12 protein-coding genes are annotated in these 15,407 nt (G+C 69.3%); 7 read left to right on the forward strand and 5 right to left on the reverse strand.

What is annotated here, in order from left to right; genetic code table 11:
• Positions 1 to 36 precede the first annotated feature (36 nt).
• The 3 genes from ASF30_RS07810 to def are packed head-to-tail and all read left to right on the forward strand — an operon-like array spanning position 37 to position 5,297.
• Positions 37 to 3,441: a pyruvate carboxylase gene (locus ASF30_RS07810; RefSeq protein ID WP_055904208.1), complete on the forward strand. Its 3,405-nt coding sequence runs from the start codon at positions 37 to 39 to the stop codon at positions 3,439 to 3,441.
• A gap of 36 nt (positions 3,442 to 3,477) precedes the next feature.
• Positions 3,478 to 4,779, forward strand: a complete 1,302-nt coding sequence (locus ASF30_RS07815; protein WP_082467586.1) for a MinD/ParA family ATP-binding protein — start codon at positions 3,478 to 3,480, stop codon at positions 4,777 to 4,779.
• A 26-nt stretch (positions 4,780 to 4,805) separates the two neighbouring features.
• Positions 4,806 to 5,297, forward strand: coding sequence for a peptide deformylase (gene def / locus ASF30_RS07820; protein WP_055904211.1), 492 nt, complete (start codon positions 4,806 to 4,808; stop codon positions 5,295 to 5,297).
• Positions 5,298 to 5,346: 49 nt separating this feature from the next.
• On the opposite strand, the gene ASF30_RS07825 is transcribed toward def, so the two are convergent.
• From ASF30_RS07825 to ASF30_RS07835, 3 genes are all read right to left on the reverse strand, one after another.
• Entirely contained in the window at positions 5,347 to 5,652 is a 306-nt protein-coding gene (locus tag ASF30_RS07825; protein WP_055904214.1) for an NIPSNAP family protein, read from the reverse strand.
• Positions 5,653 to 5,707: 55 nt separating this feature from the next.
• Positions 5,708 to 6,163, reverse strand: coding sequence for a GNAT family N-acetyltransferase (locus ASF30_RS07830; RefSeq protein ID WP_055904834.1), 456 nt, complete (start codon positions 6,161 to 6,163; stop codon positions 5,708 to 5,710).
• A 158-nt stretch (positions 6,164 to 6,321) separates the two neighbouring features.
• On the reverse strand, positions 6,322 to 8,148 hold the full coding sequence (locus ASF30_RS07835; RefSeq protein ID WP_055904216.1) for an AMP-dependent synthetase/ligase: 1,827 nt from the start codon (positions 8,146 to 8,148) through the stop codon (positions 6,322 to 6,324).
• 177 nt (positions 8,149 to 8,325) lie between these two features.
• Here ASF30_RS07835 and ASF30_RS07840 point away from each other — a divergent pair, with 177 nt between their 5' ends.
• The 3 genes from ASF30_RS07840 (at position 8,326) to ASF30_RS07850 (ending at position 11,456) form a co-directional block, all read left to right on the forward strand.
• Positions 8,326 to 9,270 carry an ROK family glucokinase gene (locus ASF30_RS07840; protein WP_055904219.1) on the forward strand — a complete coding sequence of 315 codons (945 nt, stop codon included), beginning with the start codon at positions 8,326 to 8,328 and terminating at the stop codon, positions 9,268 to 9,270.
• 66 nt (positions 9,271 to 9,336) lie between these two features.
• Positions 9,337 to 10,026, forward strand: coding sequence for a lysophospholipid acyltransferase family protein (locus ASF30_RS07845; protein ID WP_055904221.1), 690 nt, complete (start codon positions 9,337 to 9,339; stop codon positions 10,024 to 10,026).
• A gap of 59 nt (positions 10,027 to 10,085) precedes the next feature.
• Positions 10,086 to 11,456, forward strand: a complete 1,371-nt coding sequence (locus ASF30_RS07850) for a class II 3-deoxy-7-phosphoheptulonate synthase (protein WP_055904224.1) — start codon at positions 10,086 to 10,088, stop codon at positions 11,454 to 11,456.
• 211 nt (positions 11,457 to 11,667) lie between these two features.
• On the opposite strand, the gene pknB is transcribed toward ASF30_RS07850, so the two are convergent.
• Positions 11,668 to 13,554 (reverse strand): Stk1 family PASTA domain-containing Ser/Thr kinase, encoded by a 1,887-nt coding sequence (gene pknB / locus ASF30_RS07855; protein ID WP_200918449.1) that lies wholly within the window; start codon positions 13,552 to 13,554, stop codon positions 11,668 to 11,670.
• Between the two features lie 112 nt (positions 13,555 to 13,666).
• Positions 13,667 to 14,860: a LysM peptidoglycan-binding domain-containing protein gene (locus ASF30_RS07860; RefSeq protein WP_055904230.1), complete on the reverse strand. Its 1,194-nt coding sequence runs from the start codon at positions 14,858 to 14,860 to the stop codon at positions 13,667 to 13,669.
• A 176-nt stretch (positions 14,861 to 15,036) separates the two neighbouring features.
• Between ASF30_RS07860 and ASF30_RS07865 the strand changes: the two genes are divergently transcribed.
• Positions 15,037 to 15,378, forward strand: a complete 342-nt coding sequence (locus tag ASF30_RS07865; protein WP_055904233.1) for an Rv2175c family DNA-binding protein — start codon at positions 15,037 to 15,039, stop codon at positions 15,376 to 15,378.
• Positions 15,379 to 15,407 lie beyond the last annotated feature (29 nt).

A 15,407-nucleotide genomic window follows, 5' to 3' on the forward strand; every position in this document is an offset into this window, starting at 1 on the left:
GTCAGACCCGTGCCGCGCGCCTCACGAAAGGCCTGTATGTTCCAGAAGATCCTCGTTGCCAACCGCGGTGAAATCGCGATCCGCGCCTTCCGCGCCGCCTATGAGCTGGGTGCGAAGACCGTCGCCGTGTTCCCGTTCGAGGACCGCAATTCGCTGCACCGCCTGAAGGCCGACGAGGCCTACCAGATCGGTGAGCCCGGGCATCCGGTGCGTGCGTATCTCGATGTCGCCGAGATCATCAGGGTCGCCCGGGAGTCCGGCGCCGACGCCATCTACCCCGGGTACGGATTCCTCTCCGAGAACCCCGAACTGGCCGAGGCCGCCGCTGCCGCCGGCATCACCTTCATCGGTCCGGGCAAGCACGTGCTCGAGATGGCCGGCAACAAGGTCACGGCGAAGGAACACGCCATCGCCGCCGGCGTCCCCGTGCTGAAGTCCACCCCGCCGTCGAAGGACGTCGAACTGCTGCTCTCTCAGGCCGAGGAGATCGGCTTCCCGATCTTCGCCAAGGCCGTCGCCGGCGGCGGCGGTCGCGGAATGCGCCGGGTCGCGAGCCAGGACAAGCTGCGCGCCGCCCTCGAGGAGGCCATGCGCGAGGCCGACAGCGCCTTCGGAGACCCGACCATGTTCCTCGAACAGGCCGTGCTCCGCCCCCGCCACATCGAGGTGCAGGTGCTCGCCGACGCCGATGGCGAGACCGTGCACCTGTTCGAACGCGACTGCTCGGTGCAGCGCCGCCACCAGAAGGTCATCGAGATCGCCCCGGCACCGAACCTGCCGGAGGAGACCCGCCAGGCCCTGTACCGCGACGCCATCGCCTTCGCGAAGTCCATCGGCTACGTCAACGCCGGCACTGTCGAGTTCCTCCTCGACACCGCGGGAGAGCGTGCGGGCCAGCACGTCTTCATCGAGATGAACCCGCGCATCCAGGTCGAGCACACCGTCACCGAGGAGGTGACGGATGTCGACCTCGTCCAGTCGCAGATCCGCATCGCGGCGGGGGAGAGCCTCGCCGACCTCGGCCTGCACCAGGAGGACATCAGGCTGCGAGGAGCGGCGCTGCAGTGCCGCATCACGACGGAGGATCCGACGGCCGGATTCCGGCCCGACACCGGCAAGATCACCACCTACAGGTCCCCAGGTGGAGCCGGAATCCGTCTCGACGGTGGAACCATCAACCCCGGTGCCAACATCAGCCCGCACTTCGACTCGATGCTCGCGAAGATGACGGCGCGGGGACGAGACTTCCCCGCGGCCGTCGCGCGTGCCCGTCGTGCACTGGCCGAATTCCGCATCCGCGGCGTCTCGACCAACATCTCCTTCCTGCAGGGGGTGCTCGAGGACCCGTCCTTCATCGCCGGCGACCTGAGCACGTCCTTCATCGACGAGCGCCCGGAGCTTCTGCGCGGCCGCGTCTCGAAGGACCGCGGTACGAAGATCCTCAACTGGCTGGCCGACGTCACGGTCAACCAGCCGAACGGACCGCGACCGACAACCGTCACCCCCGTCGACAAGCTGCCGAAGCTCGACCTGTCGCAGCCGGCACCGGCCGGATCGCGGCAGAGACTGCTCGAACTCGGCCCGCAGGGCTTCGCAGCGGCACTCCGCGCCCAGACCGCGCTGGCCGTCACCGACACCACCTTCCGCGACGCCCACCAGTCGCTGCTCGCCACCCGCGTGCGCACGCGCGACCTCACGGCCGTCGCGCCCTACGTCGCCCGTCTCACCCCCGAACTGCTCTCGGTCGAGGCCTGGGGAGGCGCCACCTACGACGTCGCCCTGCGCTTCCTCGGTGAGGACCCGTGGGAGCGCCTGGCGACCCTGCGCGAGTCGCTGCCGAACATCAACCTCCAAATGCTGCTGCGCGGACGCAACACCGTCGGCTACACGCCGTACCCGACGAGCGTGACGGAGGCTTTCGTGGCCGAGGCCGCGGCCACCGGCGTCGACATCTTCCGCATCTTCGACGCCCTCAACGACGTCGACCAGATGCGGCCGGCCATCGAGGCCGTGCTCGCCCAGGGCAGCGCCATCGCCGAGGTGGCCGTCTGCTACACCGGCGACCTCCTCGACCCCGCCGAAGACCTCTACACGCTCGACTACTACCTGCGGCTGGCCGACCAGATCGTCGAGTCCGGCGCACACGTGCTCGCCATCAAGGACATGGCGGGCCTGCTGCGTCCATCGGCCGCAGCGAAGCTGGTCACGGCCTTCCGTGAGCGCTTCGACCTTCCCGTGCACCTGCACACGCACGACACCCCGGGCGGCCAGCTCGCGACCCTGCTGGCGGCATCCGCTGCCGGCGTCGACGCGGTCGACGTGGCATCAGCGCCCATGGCCGGCACCACGAGCCAGCCGTCGGCGTCGTCGCTCGTCGCAGCCCTGGCGCACACCGAGCGCGACACCGGCCTCTCCCTGCAGAACGTGTCGGACCTCGAGCCGTACTGGGAGGCCGTTCGCCAGGTCTACCGCCCGTTCGAGTCCGGACTGCCCGGCCCCACCGGTCGCGTCTACCACCACGAGATCCCGGGCGGCCAGCTGTCGAACCTGCGCCAGCAGGCCATTGCGCTCGGGCTCGCCAACGACTTCGAGCTCGTGGAGGACATGTACGCCGCCGCGAACAAGATCCTCGGTCGCGTCCCGAAGGTCACCCCGTCGTCGAAGGTCGTCGGCGACCTCGCACTGCACCTCGCAGCGGTGAAGGCCGACCCGGCCGACTTCGAGGCGAACCCGCAGAAGTACGACGTTCCCGACTCCGTCGTCGGCTTCATGGCCGGCGAGCTGGGCGAGCTTCCGGGCGGATGGCCCGAGCCCTTCCGCACCAAGGTGCTCGAGGGGCGCACCGTGCGCGTCGGCGTCACCGAGCTCACCGAGGCCGAGCGCGCCGCCCTGGCCTCCGACAGCAAGACCCGGCGCGCCACGCTCAACACCCTGCTGTTCCCCGCGCCGACCCGCCAGTACGAGCAGATCCGCGAGCTGTTCGGCGACCTCTCCGTCGTCGACACCCCCGACTACCTGTACGGGATGCGCCAGGGGGCGGAACACGTGGTCGAGATCGACAAGGGCGTTCGCCTCTACGCCGGTCTCGAGGCCATCGGCGAGGCCGACGACAAGGGCATGCGCACGGTCATGACCACCCTCAACGGGCAGCTGAGGCCGGTGTTCGTGCGCGATCGCAGCATCGCCGTCGAGAGCAAGGCGGCTGAGAAGGCCGATGCCAACCAGCCCGGTCAGGTCGCCGCCCCGTTCTCCGGAGTCGTGACCCTGCAGGTGGAGGTCGGCGCCTCCGTGCAGGCCGGCCAGGCCGTCGCATCCATCGAGGCCATGAAGATGGAGGCGGCCATCACGTCTCCCATCGCCGGCGTCGTCGAACGGGTGGCGATCCCGCGCACCCAGCAGGTCGACGCGGGCGATCTTCTCGTCGTGGTCGTGCCGCGCTAGGCTCGAACGCTGTTCCCGACGAAGAAAGAGGCCCCTGTGCCCCCCAGTGATGACGGACTCGAACTGCGCGCGCGCCGAGCGCGCGGAGCGGGCGACGAGTACAACAGCGAGCTCGCGCCGCACGCCGGCGACGATCTCGCCTCCGCCCTCCCCGAGAGCCTGAGCATCCAGGTCGACCTGCCGCCGGCGCCGCGTCCCGAGGCACCGGACGACGAGGTCGCCGTCGCCATCCCCGATGTCGCCGTTAACCCCGGCGTCGTGGCGGAGCGGTCGACGCACTCCGTGCCCATCACGGTGCAGCCGCCGGTGCGGGCCGCGGCCGGCCACCACCGCTCGCAGCTGGAACCCATCGAGTCCGACGCCGAGGCCTCGGCCGGCTACAGCGGCGAGGGGCCCGAGTCGCCCAACATGCTCACGGCCGACCGCCTCATCGAGCCGAACCGGCGCACCCGGCCGGCGCCGGAGGGAGGCTGGAACCGCTTCCTGTACTCGGCCACCTTCCACACGGTGAATCGCGGCGATTCCGCCCGCGTTCGAGCCCGCAAGGACCTCGACGCCCGCATCCAACGGCACTTCTACGGCGGAACGCGGTTCGTGCCCGTCCTCACCCGCAAGGGCGGGGTCGGCAAGACCACTGTGACCGCCCTGCTCGGCATGGCCCTGGCCGATGCGCGCGAAGACCGCACCATCGCCATCGACGCCAATCCCGACCGCGGAACGCTGTCCGAGCGGATCACCCGGCAGACCCGTTCCACTGTGCGCGACGTGGTGAACAAGGCGCCGTCCATCGGCGGCTTCACCGATTTCTCCGCCCTCGTCTCCCGCGATGAGACCAGGCTCGACATCCTGGCCTCTGACACCGACCCGATGCTGAGCGAGGCGTTCGACGCCGACGACTACAACGTCGTCGCCGACCTCTCAGCACGCTTCTACTCGATGGTGCTCACAGACTGCGGCACGGGAATCGTGCACTCGGTGATGCGGGCGACGCTGCAGCGTGCCGACTCCATCGTCATAGTCTCCGGCGGCAGCGTCGACGAGGCGCGCCTGGCGTCCGAGACGCTCACCTGGCTCGAGGCCAACGGCTACGGCGAGCTCGTGCGCAACGCCATCGTCGCCCTCAACACGGCGACGCAGGGCACCAACCTGGTCAAGCTCGAGGAGATCGAGACGCACTTCCAGTCCCGGGTGCGCGAGATCGTCCGCATCCCGTACGACCCCGTGCTGGCGGCAGGCTCGGTCATCCACTGGAAGGACCTGAAGCCCCTCACCCGCCACGCCGCCCGTATCCTCGCCGCCCTCGTGGTCGAGGGCCTGCCCGCCGACCGCGGCCTCTGAGCCGCGGCCACCTCGAGAAGAAGAGCATGACCGACCGCACCATCCGCCTGTTCGGCGACCCCGTCCTGAAGACAGTCTCGAGTGAGATCGTCGAGATCGACGACGGCATCCGCTCGCTCGTGCAGGACCTCATCGACAGCGTCAAGCTTCCCGGTCGCGCCGGCGTGGCCGCCGCGCAGATCGGCGTGAACCTGCGCGCCTTCAGCTACAACGTCGACGGCGAGGTCGGCTACATCCTCAATCCGGTGCTCACCGAACTGTCAGGGGAGCCCGAGCTGGTCGACGAGGGCTGCCTCTCGGTGCCCGGCCTCTGGTACCCGACGATGCGCTACCCGTTCGCCCGGGCCGAGGGCATCGACCTCGACGGCAGGCCCATCGAGCTCAGCGGTTCCGGACTCATGGCCCAGGCGCTGCAGCACGAGACCGATCACCTCGACGGCCTGCTCTACCTCGATCGGCTCGACAAGCCGAACCGGCGCTCGGCCATGAAGGAAGTGCGCGAGAGCAGCTGGTTCTAGCCGATGGCGAACGGATGCCGCATCGCGGCGATGCGGCATCCGTCGGCCATCACTCGAAGACCGGAGTGAGGAAGCGGCGCTCGTAGCGCCGGATGCACTGGGTGTCACGAGCCAGCTGGAACGCCTCGAGGCACTCGGGATCGGTCTTCGACGCCGTGCGATAGACCTCGTACTCCGCCAGCGACGGGAACGTGAACAGCGCGAACGCCTCGTCGCTGTCTCCCTCGCTGGGCATGAAGTAGCCGTGGTGGGTGCCGCCGAGCTTCTCGACCAGGCGGATCCAGGCTCGTCCGTAGGCGGTGAAGTCGTCGAGCTTGTCAGCATCGATCTCGTAGCGGAGGTGGATGGTGATCATGGCTGTCGCCCTTCTCTCGGTGGGGGTGTCGGTGATGGGTCGGTGCTCGAGGGGATCAGAGCACGAGGGTGTATCGCTGCTTGCCGCTGCGGGTCGCTCCAGTGCGGTCGTAGAAGCGGATGGCGCCGGAGTTCCAGTCCGGCGTCTGCCACTGGATGCTGTCGGCGCCGTTCTCGCGGGCGAGCTCGCGCACAGCGGCGACGAGGCGACCCCCGAGACCGGCTCCGCGGGCGGCCGGACGCAGGAACAGGCAGTCCAGGTGCAGGAACTCCCGGCCCTGCCAGGTCGAGGCTTCGAGGCTCGCGGTGGCGTAGCCGAGGAGGTCGTCGCCCGAGTCGGCGACGATGGCGTGCAGTCGGGGCCCAGGGCCGAACAACAGTCGCGCGAGCCCGTCGATCAGGTCAGCGCGTGGCGGCGCTGCGCGCTCGTACTCGGCGTGCTCGTGCACGAGCTCGATGAGCTCGGGCAGGTCGGCCGGCACGGCGGTGCGCACTGTGGCTGTCGGGGGCATGGTCCCACTCTGCCCGTCTGCGGTCGGGTCGCGGCATCGGCCGTCGGCGTGGCCGAGACGGTGTCCGGATGTGGTGGCCACTTTGGCAGGATCCGGATGCGCACATGACGAAGGCCCCGGACGCATCCGGGGCCCTCGTCGTGCGTTCGGTGGTCGGATCAGCCCGCGAGGCTGATCCCGGTCGTCGCCGGAGCTCCCGAGTACATCTCGTCGATGACGTCGGCGAAGTCCGCCAGGATGACGTTCCGCTTGATGCTGAGCTTCGGCGTGAGGTGGCCGCTCTCCTCGGTGAGGTCGGTGGCCAGCACCTGGAACTTGCGGATCGACTCGGCGCGGGAGACGCTCTCGTTCGCCACGTCGATGGCACGCTGGATCTCGGCGATGACGACGGGGTTGACGGATGCCTCGGTCACGGTCATGGCGGCATCCTCGCCGGCGTTGTTCAGCCACACCGGGAGCATCTCGGGGTCGAGCGTCACGAGTGCCGAGATGAACGGGCGACGGTCGCCGACGACGATGACCTGTCCGACGAGCGGGTTCGCGCGGATGGGATCCTCGAGCACGGCCGGGGCGACGTTCTTGCCGCCGGCAGTGACGATGATCTCCTTCTTGCGGCCCGTGATAGTCAGGAAGCCGTCGGCGTCGAGGGCTCCGATGTCGCCGGTGTGCAGCCAGCCGTCCTTCAGGGCGGCCTCGGTGGCCTCGGGGTTCTTCCAGTAGCCCTCGAAGACGTTGACGCCCTTCACGAGGATCTCGCCGTCCTCCTCGATGCGGATGGAGACGCCGGGCAGCGCCGGACCGACGGTGCCGATCTTGGACTTGGCCGGACGGTTGACCGTCGCCGGCGCCGTCGTCTCGGTGAGGCCGTAGCCCTCGAGGATGGTGATGCCGAGGGAGTGGTAGAAGTGGCCGAGCCTGGCACCGAGAGGGGCTGAGCCCGAGACCGCGTACTTCACCCGGCCGCCGAGGGCCGTGCGGAGCTTGCCGTAGACGAGCTTGTCGTACACCGCGAACTTGGCCTTGAGGCCGAACGGCACGCGTCCGCCGTCCTCGAGCGCCTTCGAGTGAGCGATGGCGACATCGGCCGCTGCGCGGAAGATCTTGCCGCGACCGCCGGTCTCCGCCTTCTGCTCGGAGACGTTGTAGACCTTCTCGAACACCCGGGGGACGGCGAGCAGGAAGGTCGGCTTGAAGCTCGCCATCGACGGCAGCAGGAAGCGGGTGTCGGGCTGGTGGCCGACGTTCACTCCGGCGTGCACAGCGAGCACCGCGATGAGGCGGGCGAAGACGTGCGCCGTCGTGATGAAGAGCAGCGTCGAGGCGTCCTCGAGGACCTCGCCGAGGCCGAGGCGGGCGTTGCGGCTGGTCTCGACGAAGTTGGAGTGCGTGAGCACGCAGCCGCGCGGCTTGCCCGTCGAGCCGGAGGTGTAGATGAGGGTGGCGATGTCGGAACCGACGGCGAGGTTGCGGCGACGCTCGATCTCGGCATCCGGAACGTCGACGCCCTGGGCGGCCAGCTTGTCGAGGTCGCCGAGGTCGATCTGCCAGACGTTCTGGATGAGGGGGAGCTCAGGATGCACCTCGTCGAAGCGTGCGAAGTTGTCGGCCGTCTCGACGATGAGCGAGATGGCGCCGGAGTCCGAGAGGTTCCAGCGGATCTGGCTGGGGGAGCTGGTCTCGTAGACCGGCACGAGCACGGCACCGGCGAACCACATGGCGAAGTCGACCAGGGTCCACTCGTAACGGGTCTTCGACATCAGGCCGACCTTGTCGCCGGGCTGGATGCCGGCGGCGACGAAGCCCTTCGCGAGGGCGACGACCTGGGCGTGGAACTCCCGCGTGGTGATGGGGGACCAGCCGCCATCCTTCGTCGGGGTGGAGAAGAGCACGGCATCCGGAGCCTCGGCGAGCCGACCGATCAACAGGTCGGTGGTGTTGGCGTCGGGGTCCGCTGGACTGAGTGCGGGCGCGTCGAACTGGTTCACGGTATCTCCTTCGGCACCGGGTGGTCACGGGTTCCTCACGGCCTCGGCGACGGTGCCGAATCGGGAGGGGAACGTCTCCGGTAGAACTTGTTGCATACACTCTACGTGGTGCATTGTGCGGCCTCCGTGCTGGCAGCGCCGCGACATCCACCCCCTTCCGTCCGAAAGGTCACCAGCGTGCAGGCAATCGGAATCGACATCGGCGGCACCAAGGTCGCCGGTGCACTCGTCGACGAGTTCGGCACCATCGTGCGCTCGGAGCGTGTGCCCACCCCGACCGACACCGCAGCCCTCGAGGACGCCGTCGTCGACATGATCCGGGTGCTGGCGGATGGCGAACAGGTGGCAGCTGCCGGTGTCGCCGCCGCGGGCTTCATCGATGCCGCCCAGTCCACCGTCTACTACGCCCCGAACATCAACTGGCGCAACGAGCCGCTGCGGGAGAAGCTCGAGGCGCGCCTCGACCTCCCGGTGTTCATCGAGAACGATGCCAACGCGGCCGGCTGGGCCGAGTTCCGCTACGGAGCCGGGCGCCTGTACTCCGACATGGTGACCCTCACCATCGGAACAGGCGTCGGCGGCGCCATCGTCGTCGGCGACCGCCTGCTGCGCGGCGGCTTCGGCGCCGGCGCCGAGATCGGCCACATGCGCGTCGTCCCCGACGGCCTGCCGTGCGGATGCGGCGCGCGGGGCTGCATCGAACAGTACGGCTCGGGCCGTGCCCTGCTGCGCTTCGCCAACGAGCTCGCAACGGCCGGCGGAATCGGCCAGACCCTCGCCGACGTCCGGGACCGCAACAACGGCCTGACGGGCGAGCTCCTGAGCGAGCTCATCACCGCCGAGGACCCCGGCGCCCATGCCGCGTTGCGCACGCTGGGCCACTGGCTCGGCCAGGCAGCCGCCAGCCTCTCGGCCGTGCTCGACCCCCAGGTCTTCGTCTTCGGAGGCGGAGTGGCAGCGGCGGGCGACGTTCTGCTCGACCCCATCCGCTCGGCGTACTTCGATCACCTGCCTGCCCGCGGCTACCACCCGGCTCCGGACTTCCTGATCGCAGAACTCGTCAACGACGCCGGCGTCGTCGGCGCCGCCGACCTCGCCCGCATCAGCGCCACCGGCGCCTGAACGACCGACGCGGCCCCTTCCGTCGACGCGGAACGGGGCCGCTAGGCTGATGGCTCGAGGAGTCGCATGTTCTATTGGGTGATGAAGCACATCGTGGTGGGCCCACTCGTGTTGGGCATCTTCCGGCCCTGGGTGATCGGACTGGACAAGGTCCCGGAGAACGGCGCCGTCATCATGGCCGGCAACCATCTCTCATTCATCGACTCGATCTTCCTGCCGCTCATCATGAAGCGCCGGATGGTCTTCCTCGCCAAGAGCGAGTACTTCACGGGCTCCGGGCTGAAGGGGTGGTTCACCCGCACCTTCCTGACCGCGGCCGGTCAGCTGCCGATCGACCGCTCCGGGGGCAAGGCCTCCGAAGCCTCCCTGAACACCGGCCTCGCCGTGCTCGGGGAGGGCACGATCCTCGGCATCTACCCCGAGGGCACCCGCAGCCCCGACGCGCGGCTCTACCGCGGTCGCACCGGTGTCGCGCGCATGGTCCTGGAGGCCGGCGTGCCGCTGGTCCCCGTCGTGATGGTCGACACCGAGAAGGTCATGCCGATCGGCACCCGGGTGCCCCGCGTGCGCCGGGTCGGCGTCATCTTCGGCGATCCCCTCGACTTCTCCAGGTTCGAGGGCCTCGAGGGCGATCGCTTCGTGCTGCGCAGCGTGACCGACGAGATCATGTACGAGCTCGGCCGCCTCAGCGGTCAGGAATACGTCGACGTCTACGCCAGTTCCGTGAAGGAGAAGCGGGCCGGCCTTTCGCGCTAGGCTTGCCGGAACCGTGCCCTGGCACGGATCCGCCATTTCTCGATTAAGGAATCCACGTCGTGTCAGACCCCACCGAACCTGTTGTGCTCGCAGCCACGTCGGTCATCGAGGGTCTCGACTATTGGCGTGAGCTGCCGATCAAGCAGCAGCCGACATGGCCCGACGCGGATGCAGCATCCGCCGCATCCGCCCAGATCGCGGCCCTGCCGCCCCTGGTCTTCGCCGGAGAGGTCGACATCCTGCGCGACCGCCTGGCCGCTGCTGCTCGCGGAGAGGCCTTCCTGCTGCAGGGCGGCGACTGCGCCGAGACCTTCGCCGGCGCCACAGCCGACCAGATCCGCAACCGCGTCAAGACCGTGCTGCAGATGGCCGTCGTGCTCACCTACGGCGCATCGATGCCCGTCGTCAAGATGGGCCGGATGGCCGGCCAGTTCGCCAAGCCGCGCTCGAGCGACAACGAGACCCGGAACGGCGTCACGCTGCCCGCCTACCGCGGCGACATCGTCAACGGCTACGAGTTCACGCCGGAGTCGCGCGCGGCAGACCCCGCCCGCCTCGTGCAGGGCTACCACACGGCCGCGTCGACCCTGAACCTCATCCGAGCCTTCACCCAGGGCGGCTTCGCCGACCTCCGCCAGGTGCACAGCTGGAACAAGGGCTTCGCCGCGAACCCGGCAAACCAGCGCTACGAGGGCATGGCCGGCGAGATCGACCGCGCCGTGCGATTCATGGAGGCGTGCGGAGCCGACTTCGAGGCTATGAAGCGCACGGAGTTCTACACCGGCCACGAGGGCCTGCTGATGGACTACGAGCGGCCGATGACCCGCATCGACTCGCGCACCGGAACGCCGTACAACACCTCATCGCACTTCATCTGGATCGGAGAGCGCACTCGCGAGCTCGACGGCGCCCACGTCGACTTCCTGTCGCGCGTGCGCAACCCGATCGGCGTGAAGCTTGGTCCGACGACGACGCCCGACGACATGCTCGCCCTGGTCGACAAGCTCGACCCCGACCGCGAGCCCGGTCGCCTCACCTTCATCACCCGCATGGGAGCCGGACGGATCCGCGAGGCACTGCCTCCGCTCCTCGAGGCGATCAAGGCGAGCGATGCGCAGCCGCTCTGGGTCACCGACCCCATGCACGGCAACGGCCTCACCACGCCCCTCGGCTACAAGACGCGTCGCTTCGACGACGTGGTCGACGAGGTGAAGGGCTTCTTCGAGGCCCACCGTGCGGCGGGGACGCACCCGGGCGGCATCCACGTCGAGCTCACCGGTGACGACGTCACCGAGTGCCTCGGCGGCTCGGAGCACATCGACGAGGCCGACCTGGCGACCCGCTACGAGTCGCTCTGCGACCCGCGCCTCAACCACATGCAGTCACTCGAACTGGCCTTCCTCGTCGCCGAGGAGCTCTCGCACCGCTGACGCTCGGCTCCCGTGCCTCTGCGGGCGGCATCTCCGCCCGCAGAGGCACGGAAGCCCCGCCTCGCCCGCCGAGGCACGGGAGTCCGCTCCGCTCCGCTCCGCCCTGCCCGCAGAGGCATGGCAGCCCCGCCCGCAGAGGCACGGGCACGGGAGCGGAGCGAGCGCGCCGAAGCGCTCGGGCCGAGCCGGCGTCGAACTCGGCCCGGCTCCGTCAGCCCGCGAAGTTGGCGCTGACGGTCGTGCCCGCCGGCACCTTCTCGCCGGCCGAGGGCGATTGGGTGTTCACCGTGAGGGCGTCGCGGAACAACTCGGGGACGTCGGTCTCGAAGGTGAAGCCGGCATCCTGGATCACCTGGGCGGCCTCGTTGATGGTCTTGCCCGACACGTCGGGAACGTCGAACAGCTCGACGCCCTTCGACATGGTGAGCGTGATCGTGTCGCCCACCCGCACAGGGTCGGTGTCGGCCGAGATGGCGACGACGTCTCCCTCCGGCACGGTGTCGCTGTAGACGAGATCGCCCTCCTTGGGCTTCAGCTTGACGTCGGAGAGGGCCTGCTTGGCATCCTCACGGCCCATACCGACCACGTTGGGGATGTTGCCGACGGAGACGACGAGCGTCACGGGACCGCTGTCGGGATAGGTGGCCGGCAACGCGGCACCGTCGCCGTCGAGGGCGGCGATCACGAGGCCCTTGTCGACCTCGCCGCTGAACTGCTCGATGGAATCGCCGAGGGTGAAGCGGGCGAGTGCGGTGCGGGCGTCGGCTTCGCTCTTCCCGGCCACGGCCGGAACCTCGAGCATCTCGGCGCCGAGCGACACGTAGAGGGTGACAGTGCCGCCCTTGGTCACCTCGCTGCCCGAGTCGGGGTCTGTGCCCGAGACGAGGTCCTTCGCGACAGCGAGGTCGTAGCGGGAGGCCGGCTTCACGGCGAAGCCCTCGGCGACGAGTGCTGCCGTCGCGGCATCCTGGGACTTGCCCGCGACGTCGGGGACTCGCGCGAGGGAGCCGGGGCCGGCGCCGAAGTACCAGCCCGTCGCTCCAGCGAGTGCGGCCACGATGAGGACCAGCGCGAACAGCCAGTACCCGCGACGTGCCCGCGTGCGGGTGGCGCCTGCCAGCTCGGCACTGGCATCGGCGGCGACAGGGCCAGTGCGGTGTCGGCCCGGCGCTTGGACGTGCGTGAGGATCTGGGTCTCGTCGTCACCGGATGCCGTGAGCGGCGCGCTCGGCAGCACCACGGTCGGCGCAACGCCCTCCGCCGACGCTCCAGCGGGGTCACGCACGAGCTTCTCGACGTCGCGCAGCCGCTCGAGCATCACCCTGGCGTCGCGCGGGCGGTTCTCGGGGTCGCGAGCCGTCGCCCAGACGACGAGGTCGTCGAGGCCGCGCGGAGTCGTGGGAACGCGAGAGCTCGGGCGGGGCACCTGTTCGTTGGCATGCTGGTAGGCGATCTGCATCGGAGCCTCGCCGACGAAGGGCTGCTCGCCCGTGAGCATCTCGTACATCATGATGCCGAGCGCGTAGATGTCGCTCCGGGCATCGGCGACGCCGCGCGTGACGAGCTCGGGGGAGAGGTACGCGATGGTTCCGAGGAGGGCCTGCCCAGTGGCGGTGTTGGCGCTCGCGGCGCGGGCGAGGCCGAAGTCGCCGAGCTTGATGCGGCCGTCGTCGGCCAGCAGCACGTTCTCGGGCTTCATGTCGCGGTGCACGATGCCGGCCTTGTGCGCGGCGGCGAGCCCCGACAGTACAGCCGACATGATGTCGATGGTCTGTTCCGGCGTCAGGCGGCCGTAGTCCTTGAGCAGATCACGCAGTGTGATGCCGGGCAGGTACTCCATGACCAGGTACGCCATGTCTGAGTCCTGGCCCTGGTCGAAGACGTTGACGACGTTCGGATGCGCCAGGCGCGCGGCCGACCGCGCCTCCTGTACGAACCGGCTCTTGAAGGTGTTGTCGTCGGCAAGGTGGCCGTGCATGATCTTGATCGCGACGCGGCGCTCCAGGCGCAGGTCCGTCGCGAGATAGACGGTCGCCATGCCGCCTCGGGCGATCCGCGAGCGCACCTGATAGCGGCCGTCGATGAGGCGGCCGAGCATCGGGTCGGTGGGCGTGACGGTCACCTCGTGATTGTACGAAACCAGCGGGCGTCCGCCCCGTCAAAACACCGGGAAGCAGGGCATTGGTGGTCGATCGTGATCTCGAGGTCGCTCAGCCGAGCAGCGCGAGCCAGGCGCGAGCCGACGGCTCCCACTTGGCATAGGCGTCGGGGTATGCCGAGATCTGCACGGCCTGGGCGGCCTGGGTGACGCTCATCCGTTCCCAGCCCGCGATGTCGAGGAGTCCGCGCGTGCGCCCGTGGTTGGGATTGCCGGCCCCGCCGTAGAAGGCCTTGGTGGCGCGCAGCGGGTCGCGCACCTGCGCCTTGGTTCCCCATCCCGTGCTCGGTCGCTGCTGGAAGAGCCCGAGGGAATCGCGATCGCCGTGGTCGACGTTCTCGAGGCCGGACTCCTGCGCCGCCGCAGCGAGGGCCACGACGATGCCCTGATCGCTGACGCCGAGCTGGCGCCCGACGGCGACGATGGTGGCGGCGTTCGTGCGCATCGAGTCGGAGAGCTCGGCGATGCGCCCGGCCTTGACGGCCGCGCGTGCGGCCTCGGGCGACGGCGGCGACGGAATGATGATCTTCTGCCCGGGAACGATGTAGCTCGACCAGTCGAGCTTGTTGGCATCGAGGATCGCCTGGATGCTCTGCCCGACGGATGCCGCGATGTCGCTGATGGTGTCGCCGGCGAGGACGGTGTGCACCTTCAGCGGTGCGGCCTGCGCCACGGGAGTCACGGCGGGCGCGGCAGGCGCAGCCGGCGCAGCGGCCGCCGTCGTCGCCGCAGCTCCCGACAGCCTGAGCTTCTGTCCGGGGAAGATCATGCTCGACCAGGTCAGGCCGTTCGCGTCGAGGACCTGCTGGGTGCGCAGGCCGGCCGCTGCGGCGATTCCGCTGACGGTGTCGCCCGCCACGACGGTGTGAGTCCGGACGGCCCCGGGCGCCGGAGCCTGGGGAGCCGGAGCGGGGGCCGCCGGCTTCGGTGCTGCCGTCCTGAGCACGAGCACCTGGCCGGGGAAGATCAGGCTCGACCAGTCGAGGCCGTTCAGGGAGAGGATGGTGCGGGTCTTCAGGCCGAAGCGTTCGGCCAGGCCGCTCACGGTGTCACCCGAGGCGACAGTGTAGGTCGAGGGCGCCTTCTGAGAGGCGCGAACCGCTGCGGGCTTCGCTGCCGAAGGGGCCTGGGCGGCCCGATCCGTCGACGGCTGCATCAGTCGTTTCGCGGGTGTCGCGGCCACAGGAGCGGTTCCGCCGAGGGTCATGGCGATCGCGCTGGCGATCGCGACTGGAGCGAGAGACATGGATGATCCTCCGTCGTGTCACGGTGTCGACAAGGCTGACATGAAAGTGAGCATGAGTCAACTAGTGGGGCAGGAGGTGTCAATGTTACTCAAGTGAAATGGCGCGTGCTGACAGCTGACGTCATCCGGGGGCGCGACGGTTGGATGCATCACGTCCGACATGGCACTCTTGAACCGTGACCGATGACATCTCCGATCGCCCCTGGCTGACAGTTCCCGACCTCGTGGAGGTGCTCGGCATCGGGCAGAGCCGTGTGCGTCGCCTCATCGAGGACCGCCACCTGCTCGCGGTGCGTCGCGACGGCGTGCTCCAGGTTCCCGCCGCCTTCCTCGAGGGTGCGGAGCCGTTGCACGAGCTGCGCGGCACGATCTTCGTCCTCTCCGACGCCGGATTCAGCGACGAGGAGGCCGTGGCCTGGTTGCTGGAGCGCGACGACAGCCTCGACGCGGCTCCGATCGAGGCGTTGCGGTCAGGCCGCAAGACCGAGGTGCGACGGGTCGCCCAGGCCCTCGCCTGACCCCGCGCCTGACGCGCGCGGTCACGGCC

It is taken from the genome of Leifsonia sp. Leaf264 (assembly GCF_001422325.1).
Classification (GTDB): domain Bacteria; phylum Actinomycetota; class Actinomycetes; order Actinomycetales; family Microbacteriaceae; genus Orlajensenia.